14 protein-coding genes and 1 pseudogene are annotated in these 17,287 nt (G+C 67.0%); 7 read left to right on the top strand and 8 right to left on the bottom strand.

Annotated elements, in window-relative coordinates:
• Positions 1 to 88: 88 nt before the first annotated feature.
• Genes A5790_RS09615 through A5790_RS09595 form a run of 5 tightly spaced genes read right to left on the bottom strand, consistent with a single transcriptional unit; the run spans position 89 to position 5,352 of the window.
• Positions 89 to 1,135 carry a TIGR03857 family LLM class F420-dependent oxidoreductase gene (locus tag A5790_RS09615; RefSeq protein ID WP_066842992.1) on the bottom strand — a complete coding sequence of 349 codons (1,047 nt, stop codon included), beginning with the start codon at positions 1,133 to 1,135 and terminating at the stop codon, positions 89 to 91.
• 32 nt (positions 1,136 to 1,167) lie between these two features.
• Positions 1,168 to 1,545 (bottom strand): nuclear transport factor 2 family protein, encoded by a 378-nt coding sequence (locus tag A5790_RS09610; RefSeq protein ID WP_064398356.1) that lies wholly within the window; start codon positions 1,543 to 1,545, stop codon positions 1,168 to 1,170.
• On the bottom strand, positions 1,542 to 2,609 hold the full coding sequence (locus A5790_RS09605) for a phosphotransferase (RefSeq protein WP_066842990.1): 1,068 nt from the start codon (positions 2,607 to 2,609) through the stop codon (positions 1,542 to 1,544). Before A5790_RS09605 ends, A5790_RS09610 begins: the two co-directional genes overlap by 4 nt.
• Complete coding sequence (locus A5790_RS09600; RefSeq protein WP_066842988.1) at positions 2,606 to 3,715, bottom strand: alpha/beta hydrolase; 1,110 nt, start codon at positions 3,713 to 3,715, stop codon at positions 2,606 to 2,608. The genes A5790_RS09605 and A5790_RS09600 overlap by 4 nt, the downstream gene beginning before the upstream one ends.
• Positions 3,712 to 5,352, bottom strand: a complete 1,641-nt coding sequence (locus A5790_RS09595; RefSeq protein WP_369829779.1) for a flavin-containing monooxygenase — start codon at positions 5,350 to 5,352, stop codon at positions 3,712 to 3,714. The genes A5790_RS09600 and A5790_RS09595 overlap by 4 nt, the downstream gene beginning before the upstream one ends.
• 144 nt (positions 5,353 to 5,496) lie before the next feature.
• Here A5790_RS09595 and A5790_RS09590 point away from each other — a divergent pair, with 144 nt between their 5' ends.
• The 3 genes from A5790_RS09590 to A5790_RS09580 are packed head-to-tail and all read left to right on the top strand — an operon-like array spanning position 5,497 to position 8,793.
• On the top strand, positions 5,497 to 6,495 hold the full coding sequence (locus tag A5790_RS09590; RefSeq protein ID WP_066842983.1) for an aromatic ring-hydroxylating dioxygenase subunit alpha: 999 nt from the start codon (positions 5,497 to 5,499) through the stop codon (positions 6,493 to 6,495).
• A gap of 19 nt (positions 6,496 to 6,514) precedes the next feature.
• On the top strand, positions 6,515 to 7,129 hold the full coding sequence (locus tag A5790_RS09585; protein ID WP_066842981.1) for a PaaI family thioesterase: 615 nt from the start codon (positions 6,515 to 6,517) through the stop codon (positions 7,127 to 7,129).
• Between the two features lie 8 nt (positions 7,130 to 7,137).
• Positions 7,138 to 8,793 carry an acyl-CoA synthetase gene (locus A5790_RS09580; protein ID WP_066842979.1) on the top strand — a complete coding sequence of 552 codons (1,656 nt, stop codon included), beginning with the start codon at positions 7,138 to 7,140 and terminating at the stop codon, positions 8,791 to 8,793.
• On the opposite strand, the pseudogene A5790_RS09575 reads toward A5790_RS09580, so the two are convergent.
• A pseudogene (locus A5790_RS09575) lies at positions 8,777 to 9,139 on the bottom strand (aldehyde dehydrogenase family protein); the annotation flags it as partial. The gene A5790_RS09580 and the pseudogene A5790_RS09575 sit on opposite strands and share 17 nt — an antisense overlap.
• A 276-nt stretch (positions 9,140 to 9,415) precedes the next feature.
• On the opposite strand from A5790_RS09575, the gene A5790_RS09570 reads away from it, so the two are divergent.
• The 3 genes from A5790_RS09570 to A5790_RS09560 all read left to right on the top strand — a co-directional run bounded on the left by A5790_RS09570 (position 9,416) and on the right by A5790_RS09560 (position 12,143).
• Entirely contained in the window at positions 9,416 to 10,222 is an 807-nt protein-coding gene (locus A5790_RS09570) for an SDR family oxidoreductase (RefSeq protein ID WP_066843008.1), read from the top strand.
• A 67-nt stretch (positions 10,223 to 10,289) separates the two neighbouring features.
• Positions 10,290 to 11,498, top strand: a complete 1,209-nt coding sequence (locus tag A5790_RS09565) for a cytochrome P450 (protein WP_066842974.1) — start codon at positions 10,290 to 10,292, stop codon at positions 11,496 to 11,498.
• A 3-nt stretch (positions 11,499 to 11,501) separates the two neighbouring features.
• On the top strand, positions 11,502 to 12,143 hold the full coding sequence (locus A5790_RS09560) for a TetR/AcrR family transcriptional regulator (protein WP_066842970.1): 642 nt from the start codon (positions 11,502 to 11,504) through the stop codon (positions 12,141 to 12,143).
• Here A5790_RS09560 and A5790_RS09555 read toward each other — a convergent pair.
• On the bottom strand, positions 12,127 to 13,605 hold the full coding sequence (locus A5790_RS09555; RefSeq protein ID WP_369829780.1) for an aldehyde dehydrogenase family protein: 1,479 nt from the start codon (positions 13,603 to 13,605) through the stop codon (positions 12,127 to 12,129). The two genes, A5790_RS09560 and A5790_RS09555, sit on opposite strands and share 17 nt — an antisense overlap.
• A gap of 192 nt (positions 13,606 to 13,797) precedes the next feature.
• On the opposite strand from A5790_RS09555, the gene A5790_RS09550 reads away from it, so the two are divergent.
• A complete protein-coding gene (locus A5790_RS09550) occupies positions 13,798 to 15,012 on the top strand; it encodes a CaiB/BaiF CoA-transferase family protein (RefSeq protein ID WP_066842966.1) in 1,215 nt (404 codons plus the stop codon).
• 94 nt (positions 15,013 to 15,106) lie between these two features.
• Here A5790_RS09550 and A5790_RS09545 read toward each other — a convergent pair whose 3' ends face one another.
• Positions 15,107 to 17,233, bottom strand: a complete 2,127-nt coding sequence (locus A5790_RS09545) for a molybdopterin-dependent oxidoreductase (RefSeq protein WP_066843007.1) — start codon at positions 17,231 to 17,233, stop codon at positions 15,107 to 15,109.
• Positions 17,234 to 17,287: the final 54 nt, after the last annotated feature.

Genomic DNA, 17,287 nt, shown 5'->3' with positions numbered 1-17,287 from the left:
ACCTCAGAAACGATGAACAAACCCGCCACCACACCCCCCAGCCCGCCGCGGCTTGACATAGGAGCAATGCTCGCGCAGATGGGGCAGTTCACAGTGACGCGCGGTAGGCGGCGACGATCGGTTCCAGTTCGTTGGGCGTCGCGCCGTGCATGATCAGCGCGTCGGCGCCGTAGTCGAACTCCTTGCGGATGCGCTCGACGCACTGCCGCGCCGATCCGGTGGCCGACGGCTCCAACCATTCGTCGGGGATCAGGGTCGCGATGTGCTCGATCTGCTCGGCCGACGCCTTGTGGTCGATACCGCCGGGGATCGACTGTACGACCTTGTCGTCGCGGAAGCGTTGCAGTACAGCGGGATCCCAGCCGTTGGTGCTGACCAGGAGATCACCGTAGCCCTGCAGGTAAGTCGCTAGCCGGGCTACCGTCTTCTTCAACCGCAGCTCTTCGGGTAGATGGTCGCCAACCGTGGCAAAGCATGACCACACCCGCACGCTCGACGGATCGCGGCCCGCCTTCTCGGCGGCGTCCTTGACCGTCTTCACGGCGCGCTGCAGGGTCTCGGGAGTGAAGTAGGTGTGCAGGACGACGTCGTCGAACGCCCGTCCGCCCAGCGCCAGCGTCTGCGGGCCGAACGCCACGATCGCCAGCCGGATGTCTTCGCGGAAGTCCGGATCGAGGAACAGCACCTGATACTTGCCGATCGGTCCATCGTGGTTGAAGATCACCTCGCCGTTCCACAGCCGACGCATGACCTGGGCGAAATCGTCCATCTGCGCGGTCGTGACCGACGGAATGCCGAACGCCGCGTACATCGCCGCGACCCCGCGCCCGATGCCCAAGGTGAAGCGGCCGCCCGAGAGGCGGTGCATCGTCGTGGCCCACGATCCGGTGATCAACGGATGACGTGTGTTGTGATTCGTTGCCGCCGTGGCGATCTGCATGCGCGACGTGACCGCGCACGCCGCACCCACCAACGACGACGCTTCCTTGATGTTCCATCGTTCGGAAATGAACGCGGTGCCGAACCCGAGCTCTTCGCCGCGGCGGGCCTCGTCCATCAACGTGGCCGGGCCCTCACCCCCGGCGCCCGCCAACAGGTAGTAGCCCAGTTCGTCGAGCACTTGTTCGTCGCTCATTTCCCCATGTCGCTTCGCTCCTGCCCGCCGGATCACGCCCACACTCCTTGCTTGTAACCGCAGTTCCACACCTCGACGATCCTGCCGTCGACCACCCGGAAGACTTCCATACTGCCGATCGTGGTCTGCGTCCCGTCCTTCATCGTGATCGGTGACTGGTAGACGATCGCGACGTGTTCACCGTCGTCGCCCGCCACCACGAGGTTCAGGTCGAAGCGGATGCTCTCCGAGACCTGCCACATATCGACCACCCGTCGCACCGCCTGCTCGTGCGTCAAGACATGCGCCGGCTCCCCCACTTCGTGGCGAATCACCGTCTCGCCCAACAGTTCCTCGGCCAGTGCAAAGTCCGCCTTGTTCCACGCCACCAGGTTGTACAACTCCACCACCTCGCGTGCGGACCGGCTCATGAGAACACCTCCAGGGCGTCGGTGGCATCGATCGCGGCCACGGCGCGGTCGGTGAGCGTCAGGCACAGTCGCCGGGACCGTTCCGGCAACGCGTCCCACCCGTTGAGCGTGATGACCGGCAGCACCATCAGATAGACCGCGGCGAAGCGGTAGTGCCGCCACGCCTCATCGAATTCGTACGCAGATCCGTGCGCCGCGATGTGGTCGAGGTACTCACGCAGCAGCGCCTCGTCGTGGCCTTCCCGGACGTCGGTCGGCAGGCCCTGGGTGACGAGGTACGCGATGTCGGCCGCGCCCGCGCCGCGGGCGGTGAACTGGAAGTCGACCACCTTCATCCCGTCGCCGGAGAAGAAGAGGTTGTCGGCCCGGATATCGCCGTGCAGCACCATGTCCCGTTCGGCGAGCACGGGCAGCGCCGTGACCGCGCGTTCGGCGAAGCGTTCCGCGAACGCCGCCACACCGGGCGGGACTCGCACCGCGGTCTGCGCCCGGTAGATCTCCCATCCCGGCCCGAACGCCGGCAGCAGCAGGTCCCTCGCGATGGGGGTGTCGATGCTCGGAAACTGCTCGAGCACAGCCGGTTCGCCCGACCACGCATGCAGGCCGGCCAGTTCTCCGATGCAGGTGCGGGCCCGGTCCATCGTCAGCCCCGCCAGGTGATCGGCGTTGTCCCACGCTGAGAGGTCTTCGAGCAGCAGCACGAAATCGACGCCGTCATCGGCCATCCGGGCGGTGTACACCCGCGGTGTGTCCATCGGCGCCCGCCCGGCGACGTCACGGTAGAAGGACACCTCGCGCCGGTAGCCGCCCAGCAGCTCCATCGCGCCGCGCGCCTCCGACACCGCGGGAAGCTTGGCGATCAATGTGGACGGCACCGCGGTGCCGGTCAGGTGCAGCCGGTACAGCAGTGACGAGAAGCCGCTGTCCATCGCGATCTGCTCGGCGCGGATCTCGTCGACCGTCGCGCCGTCCAGCCCCGCGTCGGTACGGAGCGCTTCGGTCAACCACGCGGCGTCGATCTCGTCGATTCCACCGGGCACCGCGGCGGCCGTACTCGCCGTCATCGCGCCCCGCTTCCGCTGACCGCCCTAAGGAAGCGTTCCGACGCCCGCTGCACACCGCCCGCGAACAGGTGGCCGACGTGGCTGCCCCGGTGCCAGTACAGTTCGCCGCCCCACCGCTCGTGCAGTCGCTCGGCCGGCTCCCGTCGCGCCATCTGGTCGTGCCACGCCCCGACGATGAGCCGACGCTCCGGCGGAGCCGTGGGCTCCACGGCCTGGTAGTCCACGACCGACATCACGCGCTCGACGGGCTCTGACCGCAACAGGTCGACCGTGTCGCGCACCGACGGTCCCCACCGCCCCAGGTGTGCGGCGATCATCGCGTTCAGCCCGAAGATCGGCGTGTAGACCGCGACGGCGTCGACGTCTTCGAGGTGTGAGACCAGGCCCGCCACGGGGCTGCCCATCGAAACCCCCGACACCACAAGGGTGCTCGCCTGCGGCCGCAGCCAGCCGAGCACCGCCCGCACCTCCGACACCACGCGGATCATGCCCGCCAGGTTGTTCAGCGGGTCCATGTTCGGATAGGTCGGCCACCGGTCACGCCGGACGCCGCATCCGGGCTGCACCGGCAAAGCGATGTTGTAGCCGAGCTGCTCCTGCAGTCGCCGGGCTCGCGAGAACACCAGATCGATAGGCAGCCCTTGGCCGGCCCCGTGCACCCACACCAACCACGGCCGGGTCTCGTCGCCGCTGCGGCACAGATGGACCACCGCCGTCGCGGGGCCGCCGAACCCTTGCAGCGATGATGGCAGCTGCGGGTCGTGCTCGAAGGTCAGTTGTTCGTATCGGGATCGGCCGAACCGGCGCTGCCGGATCATTCTGGGCCGCAGTTCATCCGGCTCGACGTGCACGCCCCCCATGCCCAAGCCGGCCAGTTCCTCTGCAGCGGCCGCGCAGGACTCGACCGTGCGCTCCAGGCGCGGTGGAGGTGCGGTCAGCGTCATTCCGGTCAGCGCCAGTTCGTCGAGCATGACCTCACCGAGCTGCCGGGCACCGCTGCGCGACAGCGGCCTCCAGTCGCCGGGCGCAGCCACCGCGGCGTGGGCTCGCGGCACGACACCGGCGAAGTCTCGCCCGATGCGGTATGCGCGTTCGGCCGGCCTCATGCCAGCTTGAACCCGGTGTAACCGGCATCGGCGACCTCGTCGCAGCGACGCCGGTACTCCGGAATGCCCGCGGTGTAGCCCATGTACATCCGCTTCTTGCCCGGTACGTTGCCGCCGTTGTACCAGGAGTTGCACGACGGATGGTCGAGCACCGTCGGCGCCACCAGCGATGTCGCGTGTTCGATCCACTCGCGTTGCGCGTCCGGCAATGCTTCGATGCTGCGATACCCGTTGGCTCTCAGGTACCCAATGCAGTCGCCGATCCACTCGACGTGCTGTTCGAGCGCGGTCACGAAATTGCTTGCCGGGGCGGGGCTCCCGGGCGCCTGGATGATGAACAGGTTGGGGAAGCCCGCCACCGCGATCCCCAGGTATGCGTACGGCCCCTCGGTCGTCCAGAAATCACCGAGGGACAGCGCGTCGCGCCCGGTCACCGCGATCCGCGTCATCGCCCCGGTCATCGCGTCGAAGCCGGTGGCGTAGATGATCACGTCAAGCTCGTGGTCGGCCTGTTCCGTGCGGATGCCCGTCGGGGTGACCTCCAAGATCGGACCCTTGCGCAGGTCGACCAGCGTCACATTGTCGCGGTTGAACGTCTCGTAATAGCCCTGGTCGATGATCGGGCGCTTACACCCGAACGGGTGCGACGGGGTCAGCGCCGCGGCGGTCTCGGGATTCTTGACGATGCGCGCCACCGCCTCGCCGTAGAGCTTGGCCGCCATCTGGTTGGCTTCGATGTCGAAGAACACGTCGCCCCAGCTGAGCGCACCGATGATGCCGCCCTCCTCGACGGCGCGCAGTTGTTCGTCGCGCGACGCGGACTTCAGCGGCGGTTTGGTCATCATCTCGAACATCACCGAGAACGCACTTAGCCGGGCCGCACCCACCGCGTGTTCTCGTTGCGCCGCGCGGATCTGGGCGTAGTTCGCCTTCAGCTCGTCGAGCTCGCCGTCGTCGAACGGGCGGACCTCCCACGGCAGCGTGTAGGCCGGCGATCGCTGGAACACGGTGAGGTGGCCGGCCTGTTCAGCCACGACCGGGATCAGCTGTACGCCGGTCGAACCCGTCCCGATCACGCCGACCCGCTTGCCGGCCAAGTCCACGTCGGGCTTCGGCCACCGACTCGTGAACAGCGAAACCCCCTCGAAGGCACCCATGCCGGGAATCTCCAGTTCCTTCGGCACCGATAGGATCCCCGTCGCCGCCACGACGAACGGCGCGACAAACGCCTGCCCGTCCGCGGTCCGCACCTCCCACTCGGAGGCGGCCTCGTCGAAGGTCATCGCGGTGACCTCGGTGTGGAATCGGATGTCGCGGCGGAGATCGAGTCGGTCGGCGACGAAGTTCAAGTAGGCCTCGATCTCGGGCTGGCGCGGCATCGTCTCGGTCCACACCCACTCCTGCTCGATCTCCTCGGAGAAGCTGTAGGAGTACTCGATGCTCTCGATGTCACAGCGCGCACCGGGATACCGGTTGAACAGCCATGTGCCCCCGACGTTTTCGGCCTTCTCCAAGATGACGGTGCGCAACCCCTGCTCGCGCAGTCGATGCAGCGCGTACAGCCCGGAGAACCCGGCCCCGACGATGATCGCGTCGAACCGGGTGGAATCGGATGTCTTCACAGGTTGGGCCCTCACGTCAAGAAGTGGAGATACTGTAACTATTACAGTATTGCGCCGGACCGCAGGCCGATTTCGGGGAACCCCGCCGGATCGTCGCTGCTCCTGAAACCGCTACTGTAAGCTCTTCCATTACTACGCGGACATGGGAGGCGACGCGGGATGAAAGTACCGTTCACCTGGAAGGTCACCGGCTGGTTCATGATCGGCTGGTCCGCGGAGTTCCCCGCAGGTGAGACGCGGCCGCTGCGGTACTTCGGCGAAGACCTGGTCGCCTACCGCGACGAGGCGGGCGAACTGCACGTCCTATCTGCGCACTGCCGGCATCTCGGCGCGCACATCGGCCACGGCGGCAAGGTCGTCGGCGATTGCGTCGAATGCCCCTTCCACGGCTGGCGATGGGGCCCGGACGGCACCAACCGCTACATCCCCTACCAGCCCGACCGGCCCAACAAGGCGCTGCGCCTACGCGTCTTTCCGGTGCGCGAGCAGTACGGCTGCGTGTTCGCCTGGCATCACCCCGAAGGCGAGCCGCCGCGGTGGGAACTGCCGGACCTGTTCAAAAAGTTTCCGCAGTTCCCGATCGACGAAGACGCGTATTACCGCCCGTACCCGGAGTTTTCGAGCCGCGCGGAACGCGAGCCGGTGCATCCGCAGATCGTCGCCGAAAACGGCCCAGACAGCGCACACTTCCACTACGTGCATCACGCGACCGTTACCCCCAAGTGCCTCAACTGGGAGATCGTCGACGAGGAGTGGCGGTTCCTGACCGGGTGGCCCGACACCTCCAGCGACGACCCGGACAAGATGGCGCTCTACATCCACAGCCACCTGTCCGGTCTCGGATTCGCGATCAGCGCGTTCGAGGGCTCGTCGAACCACCGGCTGATCTTCGCGTGCACCCCGGTCGAGGACGGCTACTCGGACATGTTCTATTCGATCTGGTGGCCGCGACTGCCCGGTGACACCTCCGACATCCCGCCCGAGGAGGTGCGCCGCAAGGTCGAGCGCCAGTTCATGGGGACGGTATGGGACGACCTGAACATCTGGCGTTACCAGGAATACATCGAAAACCCCGCCCTGTCCCGCACGGACGCGAAACCGTATATGGCGCTGCGGAAGTGGGCGACACAGTTCTACGACGTCCCCGCAACGGTATGAAGCCCGCGGTAGCCGAGCAGTGACCGACACTGAGGACCACATCCGCGAATTCGCCAGGGTGAAGCCGACTCTAGGTACTCCGGAGATGGGCCGGTTCATCTCGGCGCTGCGTCGACTGCAGAACATCACGGTCTCCACCGATCCCGACGCCGCGCTGTGGAACGACTCGGCCGCACTGCTCGAGGACATGTGCGAACGCCTCGAAGCACACCAGGCTCCCGCTGGCGTCGCCCCCGCGGGCCGGGCGCCCAACCTGCCCGGTAACGGCCATCCGTTGATGCCGCCGTGGCAGGTCGCGACGTCCGGACCGGACGAGGTCAGCATGCGCGGGTACTTCAGCCGTTTCCACGTCGGGGGCAACGACGCCGTGCACGGCGGCGTCATCCCGCTGTTCTATGACTGGCATTTCGGCATGGTGGTGTCGGCGGCGGGCCGACCCGACAGCCGCACCGCCTACCTGCATGTGGACTACCGGCGGGTGACGCCGATCGAGGCGCCGCTCGAGGCCCGGGCATGGATCGACTCGGTCGAGGGGCGGAAACTGTTCGTGAGGGCGGCGATGACGGACGCGGACGGCAACGTACTATCCGAGGCCAACGGTCTGATGATCAAACTGCTTGCCCACCAGCCTTGAAAGGCGCGATGTCTGTGACCACACAGTTCACCGTCCCGGCCGCCGCCGACACCGTCGCCGCCGTGATCGGCGACCGAGAGTTCATCGTCCAAGGCGATCGCCGATACACCTACGCCCAGGTCGTCGAGCGGGCCAACCGCCTGGCCGCGTTCCTGCACAGCCGCGGGCTCGGTTGCCATGTCGAGCGTTCCGAGCTCGCCGGCCACGAGGTGGGCCAGGACCTGCTGGGCATCTACGCCTACAACGGCCCCGAGTACATCGAAGGCATGCTCGGCTCGTGGCGGGCCCGGGTCGCACCGTTCAACGTCAACTACCGCTACGTCAAGAACGAATTGCAGTATCTGCTCAACGATTCCGGCGCCAGTGCGCTGCTGTATCACGCGACGTTCGCGCCGCGCGTCGCCGAGGTCCTCCCGGGTCTGCCGAACCTTCGGGTGCTCATCCAGATCGCCGACGAGTCGGGCAACGATCTGCTCGACGGCGCAGTCGACTATGAGTCGATCGTCGGCTCGGGCACCGCGGTGCTGCCGCCCATCGAAGCCTCTCCCGACGACCTCTACGTGCTCTACACCGGCGGCACGACGGGCATGCCGAAGGGTGTGCTGTGGCGTCAGCACGACATCTTCATGACCTCGTTCGGGGGCCGCAACATGGCCACCGGCGAGCTCATCACCTCACTCGACGACATCGCCAAGCGGGTCACCGAAGGCCCCGGCACCAAGATCCTCACCCTGCCGCCACTCATGCACGGCGCCGCCCAGTGGGCGGCGATGACCGCGATGACGACGGGCCAGACCATCGTGTTCACCGCGAATCCCGCCAGCCTCGACGTCGACGAGGTGGTGCAGACGATCGAGCGGGAGAAAGTCCTCGTGGTGCAGGTGGTCGGCGATGCGGTGGCACGTCCGCTCGCCGACGCGATCGAGCGCAGTTCGGCCGACCTGTCGTCGCTGGCCGTGGTGGCCAACGGCGGAGCGCTGCTCACCCCGACCGCCAAACAACGGCTCATCGACGTCAAACCCGGCCTCATCGTCATGGACGGTGTGGGGTCCTCGGAGACCGGCATCCAGATGAACCACATGTCGGCCCCCGGTGCGGTGTCGACCGGCCAGTTCAACGCGGGTCCCGATACTTTCGTCGCGTCCGAGGACTTCACCGCGATCCTCGAACCCGGCCACGACGGCATCGGATGGTTGGCGCAGCGGGGTTATGTGCCGTTGGGATACAAGGGCGATGCGGACAAGACCGCCAAGACCTTCCCGGTGATCGACGGTGTGCGCTACTCGATTCCGGGCGACCGTGCCCGCCATCAGGCCGACGGGTCGATCGAACTGTTGGGCCGCGATTCGGTCACCATCAACTCCGGCGGCGAGAAGATCTTCGCCGAAGAGGTCGAGACCGCGCTGCTGTCACATCCCGCGGTCGCAGACGTCGTGGTGGCGGGCCGGCCCAGCGACCGGTGGGGCCAGGAAGTGGTCGCGGTCGTCGCGCTCAGCGAGGGTGCCAGCGCCGACGCCCAGGAACTCATCGACCATGCCGCGAATTCCATTGCGCGCTACAAGCTTCCGAAAGCCGTGGTGTTCCGGCCGGTGATCGAACGCAGTCCCGCGGGCAAGGCCGACTACCGGTGGGCCCGGGAGCAGGCGATCAGCGCGAACGCCTGAGCCGACGCCTGGTCCGGTTGCGCGCCAGACGCAGTCCGAGCGCGGTCGTCGCCCGCATCGACGGTGTGAACGGCGGCGCGGCGCGTCCGGTGATGGTGAACGGCAGGTCGGTGCCGACGACCGTGCGGTGGTGACTGAACGCGTCGAACCCCGCCTTGCCGTGGTAGGCGCCCGTCCCGCTGCGCCCCACTCCCCCGAACGGTGCCGCCGACGGAATCATCTGCGCGGCGAAGTCATTGCGCGCCACGCCGCCGCTGCGGGTGCCGCGTACGAAGCGCCGAAACTCGGCGTTGTCGGGTCCGTACCAGTATGCGACCAGAGGTGAGGGCCGCCGGTTGATGTAGTCGCAGCACCAGCGACAGCAACCGGTCGATGCGATGGCGCCGTTCGGCAGCACTCGGCGGGCCGTCGGTCAGGAATGCGCTCCGTTGGCGTTCGAGAACGGCTGACATCGCCTCCCGCGGGCGCTTTGGGCCGCGCTGACCTGAATTGTGCTCTCGCTCATCGCACCACCATCTCCGCAAGTGATTGTCTGCCGCACCCGAATTGTTTACTGTCGTGCTTACAGTCGGCCGTTCGAATGGTACGCCGACACCACTCGGCCGCGAAGGGAACGGATGAGATGACGGAGAAGCGCAAAGTCGTCGTAGTCGGCGCGGGGTCGGGCATCGGGGCAGCTCTCGCGACGCACTTGCACGAGCGCGGCGATCACGTCCTCGCCGTCGACGTCCGCGACCACTGCACGCCCGCCTCCGAGTCCGCCCGCTGCGATCTGCGCGATCCGGCAGACATCCGGGGTCTGATCGACTCGATCGGGTCCGGCTGGGACATGCTGGCACACGTCGCGGGCGTCCCCGGCACCGCGCCGGCTGCCGACGTGCTCAAGGTCAACTACCTCGGCATGCGACTGGTCGTCGAGGGAATGCTCCCCCGCATGCGCCGAGGCGGGTCGATCGTCGCGGTCGCCTCCACCGCCGCGCTCGGATGGGACCAGCGCATCGACACCCTGAACGGCCTGCTCGGACTCAGCGACGCCGACGCCGTCGAGCGCTGGCAGGCCGAGCAGGATCCGGACTACCCGGTGTACAGCACGTCCAAGCAGGCGGCGATCCTGTACGCCAAACGACTTGCGGGCCCGGCATGGACGACGTACGGCGTGCGGGTCAACACCGTGAGCCCCGGCCCGGTCGAGACTCCTATCCTCACCGACTTCGAACAGACCATGGGCAAAGAGGTCTTGGACATGTGCAAGGCGACCGTCGGGCGCCATGCATCGGTCGACGACATCGTGCCGGTGATCTCGTTCCTCGGGTCCCCGCAGGCGCGGTGGATCACCGGCCAGGATCTGCAGGTCGACGCCGGCTTCGTCAACTCGATGCTCGCGGGCGCACCGGTGCAACTTCCCCAGCCTGCACCTATCGTCACGTAGCCCTATACTGTAAGCTTTACAGTACCCATGCTCGTTACGTGTCCGGACCAGACGAGGGAGATCATTCGTGGATAGCCCCGTGCAGGACGTCACGGTCGACGAAACCTTCGACCTGCTGCGAGACCCCTACCCGATGTTCGCGCAGAAGCGGCGGGAAACCAGCGGCGTGTTTCGCGGCAGCGTCATGGACTGGTCCCAGGCGCCGGAGGCGATGCCGGAAAACCTCTATGCGGCCGTGTCTTTCGACGCGGTCAACCGGGTCTTCCGCGACGGCAAGGTGTTCAACTCACACATCTACGACAACACCATCGGCCTGTTCATCGGGCCGACCATCCTGGCGATGGAGGGCAAGAAGCACTGGGACCACCGCAACCTGGTGTCCTCGGCGTTCAAGTCGAAGTCGTTGGCGCGCTGGGAACCCGAGGTCGTGCGCCCGGTTGTCACCGCGCTGATCGACGAGTTCATCGACCACGGGAGCGCAGACCTGGTTCGGGAATTCACATTCGAGTTCCCGACCCGCGTCATCTCCAAGCTGCTCGGCCTGCCCGAGGAGGACCTGCCGTGGTTCCGCAAGCGGGCCGTCGAATTGATCAGCTACCACGTCCGGTACAAGCGCGCATTCGAGGCGTCCGCCGCGCTGAAGGACTACTTCCTGGCGCAGATCGACAAGCGCAGGTCCAAGCCGACCGAGGACATTATCGGCGATCTGGTCACCGCCGAGATCGACGGCGAGAAGCTCAGCGACGAGTCCATCTACTCGTTCCTGCGGCTCCTGCTGCCCGCGGGGTTGGAGACCACTTACCGGTCGTCGGGAAACCTGCTGTACCTGTTGCTCACCCACCCTGAGCAGTTCTCAGCAGTACAGGCCGACCGGGAGCTCATCTCGCCGGCCATCGAAGAAGGCCTGCGGTTCGAGACGCCGTTGACCACCGTGCAGCGCTACGCGACCGAGGAAACCGAACTCGGCGGTGTCACCATCCCCGAGGGTTCGGTGATCGACGTATGCATCGGATCGGCCAACCGCGACGAAAACCGGTGGGAACGCTCCGAGGAGTTCGACATCTTCCGCAAGCGGACACCACACATCTCCTTCGCAGCGGGCGAGCACACCTGTATGGGACTGCATCTAGCGCGCATGGAGACCCGGGTCGCGATGGAATCCCTACTGGACCGGCTGACCAACATCGAACTCGTCACCGACGACAACCCCCACATCGCCGGCCAACCCTTCCGCTCACCAACGGCGTTGCCCGTGACGTTCGATCCGGCCGGCTGATCGGTGGCCAAAGCCGCGGGCGGCCGTACCCGCCAGCGCCGTGACCGCGGCTCGATCAGTGCCGATGAGATCCTCGAGGGCGCACTGCAGGTCGCACAAGAGGTCTCGATCGAGAACCTGAGCATGCCGCAACTCGCCAAGCACCTAGGCGTCGGCGTCACCAGCATCTACTGGTACTTCCGCCGCAAGGACGATCTACTCGACGCGATGACCGACCGGGCGCTGGAGCGGTTCGAGTTCACGGTGCCGACCATCTCGGCGTCGAACTGGCGAGAGTCGTTGCGCGACCACGCCTTGACCATGCGTAAGCGGTTCCGTGCGGACCCCATCCTCTGCGATCTGGTGCTGATCCGCGGGCAGTTCGGACACCGTGCGATGCACGGTGCGCTGCAGAAACTGGGGCAGCCGATCGGGGCGCTGGTCGAAGCGGGGCTCACGGTCGACCAGGCCGCCGAGACGTATGGCGCGATCTCGGTGCACATCCGGGGTTCGGTGGTTCTCGAGCGTCTGCAGGAACGGACGGAGGGCTTTCCCGCCCAGCGCGCCGACGGCGGCCGCTACATCGGGTTCGCCGACGCCGTCGACTTCGGCTACATCCTCGACAGCATCCTCGACCATGCCGAGGCGATCATCGCGGCGGCGTAGCACCGCTCTTGGACGCGCGGTAGGCGACCGTCTTGGACTCCAGGTACTGTTCGAAACCTTCGACGCCGCATTGTCTTCCGACACCGCTGCTCTTGAACCCGCCGAACGGCGCATCGGCCCCGTAGAACATGCCTCCGTTCACGCCGAACGAACCGGTGCGGATGCGACGGGCGATCGCCATCCCGCGCTCCAGTGAGCGCGACGAAACCGCGCCCGCCAACCCGTATGCGCTGTCGTTGGCGATCCGCACCGCCTCGTCGTCGTCATCGAACGGCAGCACCACCAGCACCGGACCGAATACTTCCTGCTGCGCGATCGCCGCATCGTTGCCGACGCCGGCGATCACCGTCGGCGCCACGTAATGGCCGTCCGCCAGATGGTCGGGGAGGTTTGCGACGGGCCCGCCGCCCGCGGCGATCTCGGCACCGTCCGCACGGGCCTGCTCGATCGCGTCGAGGACCCGCTTCTTCTGCGCGGCGCTGATCACCGGTCCCACCAACGTGTCGGGCTGGACCGGATCGCCTACCGGCACACCCTGATAGGCGGCGGTGACCGTGGCGACGGCCTCGTCGTAGCGCGACCGGTGCACCAGCATGCGCGTCGTGGCCGCACAGGCCTGACCCGCATGCACGCACACTCCCACCGCCGACCCGACAATCGCCGCGGGCGGGGCGTCGTCGAGCATGATCGACACGGACTTGCCGCCCAGTTCCAGAAACATCCGCTTCATCGTGTCGGCGCCCTGCCGCATCAAGCGCTTGCCGACGTCTGTCGAGCCGGTGAACGAGATCATGTCGACGCGGGGGTCGGCGCCGAGCAGCGCGGCGACATCGTTGGACGGTGTGGGCACCACGTTGACGACACCGGGCGGGATGTCGGTGTGCTCGGCGATGAGCCGGCCGAGCCGGGTGGCGTTCCACGGCGTGTTCGGATCCGGCTTGAGCACCACGGTGTTTCCGGTGGCGAGCGCGGGCCCGAGCTTGTTGAGGATCACCTCGATCGGGAAGTTGGACGGGGTGATCGCGGCGACGACGCCGACCGGTTCCTTGATCACCGTACGCACGTTGCGCTCGCCGAACAGCCCGCCTCCGTCGAGCGTTCGCTCCCATCCGAAGTCGAGCATCAGCCGCGCGGGGTACCGCAAGCCGTCGGCCAATGGCCAATCCAGTTGTGCGGACCGGGTTGTCATCACCGGAGCGCCGACCTCGGCGATCAGCTCTTCACGAAGCTCCTCCTGCTCGGCTTCGATAGCGGCCTGCAACTGGTCGAGGCAATGCGCGCGCAGGCGTCGATTGGTGGCCCAGTCGGTCTCATCGAAGGCACGGCGGGCGGCCGCAATCGCGCGGTCCATGTCCTCGGCCTCGGCGGCGGCCGTGCTGCCTAGCAGTCGGCCGGTGGCCGGGCTCAGGTTGTCGAACTGTGCGCCGGAGGCGGCCTGCACAAGTTGTCCGTCGATGAGCATCCGCGATTCGGCGCGACCCGCCGCTCGCTTGCCGACGTCGATGCTGGTCTCGGTCCGTTCCTCTGGATTCCTGGCGGAGCTCAAGCGGCTACCTCGTAGACTCTCATTGCGGGACGACTAACTGTAATGCTTACAGTAAGTTTATACAACAGCCGGAGCGCCGGGTACGAGGAGCCGATTTTGGTCAAGGTCATGGAGGGCGTGCGCGTCCTCGAGGTCGCACAGTTCACGTTCGTTCCCGCAGCGGGGGCGATTCTCGCCGACTGGGGCGCCGACGTCATCAAGGTCGAACACCCGGTGCGCGGCGACACCCAACGCGGCTTCATCAACATGGGCGGATTCCAACTCGACCCCAACCGCCATCCACTGATCGAACACCCCAACCGCGGTAAGCGCAGTGTCGGCATCGACGTGTCGACGCCCGAGGGTCAGGAGGTGCTCTACGAGATCGCCAAGACCTCGGACGTCTTCCTCACCAATTACCTTCCCGCGCAACGGCAGAAGAACAAGTTCGACGTCGAGCACATTCGCGCCGCAAACCCTGACATCATCTACGCGCGCGGCAGCGCATACGGCGACAAGGGGCCCGAGCGCGACGCCGGTGGTTTCGACGGCACCGCCTTCTGGACCCGCAGCGGCGTCGGCCACGCCTTGACCCCCGAGGAGATCGGCGGTGCGCTGTCGCAGGGCATCCCGGCGTTCGGCGACTCGATTGGCGGGATGAACATCGCGGGTGGGATCTCGGCCGCGCTTTTTCACCGGATGCGTACCGGCGAGGCGGTCGAGCTCGACGTTTCGCTGCTGAGCACGGCGTGGTGGGCCGGCGGGGCCAGCGTGACGCAGGGTATGGAGACCGGCGAGACCATGCGCTCGCTGATGCCGGATGCCGCGGGCCCGAGCGTGAATCCGTTCATGGCCAACTATCTGACCTCCGACGGCGGCACGATCAACCTCTGCATCGTCAGCCCGACCGGTTACATCCGCGACGCGTTCGAGCATCTGGAACTGCCCGAACTCGCCGACGATCCTCGCTTCGGCGACGTGATGCCGTTGATCGAGAACGCCGCGGCCGCAGTCGAATTGATTCGCGAGAAGATCCGCAGCAAACCGTTCGAGTACTGGCGTCAACGGCTGAAGACCATGAAGGGCCAGTGGGCGCCGTTCCAGAGCTTCCTTGATCTGACCACCGACGAGCAGGCCCTCGCCAACGACATGGTCGTCGAGGTCGAGGCGGCCGACGGGGGCGAGCCCTTCAAGGTCGTCCGCGGCCCGGTGCAGTTCAACCACGAGCCGCTGGAGACGACGCGCGCACCGCAGGCCAGCGAGCACACCGAGCTGGTGCTGATGGATATCGGCATGGACTGGGACCGCATCGAAGCGCTGAAGGAAAAGGGCGCGATCGCCTGAGCTTCCCTGTTGCGCGAGCTTCACTACCGCGAGCGACCGTGTTTGCCCGCCGACACGCCGTCGCACGTGTGCATTGCGCGGTCGCTCGCGGCAGCTACGAGGCCCGCGACACCCGAATCGGCACCCCGGTCAGCCACGCCATCCCGGACAGCGCCTCGACATCGGCGGGGTCGCTGGACGTCAGCTGGTTGACGTTCGCGCCGCCGGCCCGGTTGGCCAGGCGCCAGCTCCCGGTTCCCTTGTGGCCCCAGCCGTGTGGCACCGCGACGACCCCGGGCACGAGGTCCTTCGTCGTCAGCACCGGCACGGTGATGGCGCCGTAGGGTGAGGCGATCCGCACCTCGTCGCCGTCGACGATGGACTTCTCGGCCGCGTCGTCGACATGCATCAGCGCATGCTGGCGACGGTCACCCCGCATCAACAGCGGTGAGTTGTGCATCCACGAGTTCTCCGAGCGCGGCTCGCGCAACCCGATCATCCGCAGCGGGTAGCCGTCGGGCAGCGCCCGCCGCGACAACTTGTCGGTCTCGGCGGCAATCCCCGGATGGGCCAGCCGAACCCGCCGCGACAGGTAGCCGACAGCCTCGCGCAGCACACCCGTGCGGATGTGCGGTGCGACCACGACGCCGTGCGGATGCTGCTCGGTCAGCCGGCGCAGCGACAGCCCGCCGCGGCGCAGACCGAACCTGTCGCCGCCCTCCGACATCCGCACCAGGGCGTCGATCATCGCCCGCGGCGACGTTTCAAAACCCAACAGCCGCCCGAGTTTTCGCACACCCGAGAACGCTGCGAACGCGGGTACTCGACGCGCCAGCCGCCGAGCCAGCTCCTCGACGATGTCCCACTCTCCGCGGGCGTCGCCCACCGGGGCCAGCACGGCCTCGGTCGCTTGGCGAAACGGCGTGGCCTGGAAACCTTGGAACGTGTACGGGAAGTCGTCGCGCTCGTACATCGTCGTGACCGGCAAGATGTAGTCGCACTGCGCGCTCGTCTCGGTGACGTAGAAGTCGAGTGCGACCGACAGCTCCAGCTCACCGAACGCCGCCTCGAGTTCCTCACCGTTGGGCACCGACAGCACGGGATTGCCTGCCGAAACGAACATCGCCCGGATCTGGCGCTCACCCGGTGTCGTGATCTCCTTGGCCATGAGCGCGGCAGGCTCCGAACCGATCGCGCGCGGGATCGCGCCGACCCGCGAGCGCTTCCGCCGGTAGGACCGACGCATCAGGGCGCCCATCGCGACGTTCTGCCACTTCTGGCCGACGGTGTGCATGGAGCTGAACACCGAACCGCCCGGCACGTCGAGATTGCCTGCCACCAGGTTCACCGCGTCGATCAGGTACGTGGTCAGCGTGCCGTGGCTGCCGACGCAGGTGCCGAGCCTGCCGTAGACCGCCGCGCGCGGTGTGGTGACCAGGTCGCGCGCCAAGCCCCGCACGCTGTCCGCGTCGATCCCGGTTCGCGCTGACGTCGACTCCGGGGTGAAGGGCCTGCACAGGTCGCGCAGCCAGTCCACGCCGTCGGCCTTGCGTTTCACCGCGGCCACGTCAACCAGGTCGTCGGCGAACATCACGTGCAGCAGCGAGAGCAGCAGCAGCGAGTCGGTGTCCGGCACAATGCCGAGCCATTCGAACGCCACCGCGGTCTCGCTGCGCCGCGGGTCGACGATCACCACGCGCCCACCGCGCTTGACGACGTCGTGCATGCGGTCTTTGATCCGCGGCGCCGTCAGGAAACTGCCATGTGACACAACCGGATTGGCGCCCATCATCACCAGCAGGTCGGTTCGCGTCAGATCCGGAATCGGTACCGACGTGGGAACCCCGTAGAGCAGCTGGCTCGCAATGAGCCTGCTGTTGGTGTCCTGCGACGACGCGGTGAAGTAGTGCCCGTGGCGGCCGAGACCCTTCATGAACAACAGCGCCGCGAAGGTGTGCGCGTAGCTGAAGGCCCCCGGATTGCCCATGTACCAGCCCACCGCGCCGGAGCCGCGGCGACGCAGGATTCGCGACAGGCGGTCGGCGATGTCGGCCATCGCCTCGTCCCACGTCACCTCTTCGAAGCCGGACGGTCCGCGGCGCAGCGGCCGCGTCACCCGATCCGGATCGTTGACGACCTCGGTGAACGCGATGCCCTTCTGGCATGCGAAGCCGGCCGACAGCGGGTGCTCCTTGTCCGGCCGCAGCGCCACCAGGCGACCGTCCTCGACCGTCGCGATCATTCCGCACAACGGCTCGCAGATCCGGCAGAAGGTCGGCTTGTTCTCGATGACCGG

Origin of the sequence: Mycobacterium sp. 852002-51152_SCH6134967 (assembly GCF_001667105.1) — a bacterium.
Classification (GTDB): Bacteria; Actinomycetota; Actinomycetes; order Mycobacteriales; family Mycobacteriaceae; genus Mycobacterium; species Mycobacterium neumannii_A.
This window is presented reverse-complemented; position numbering and strand designations above follow the sequence as displayed.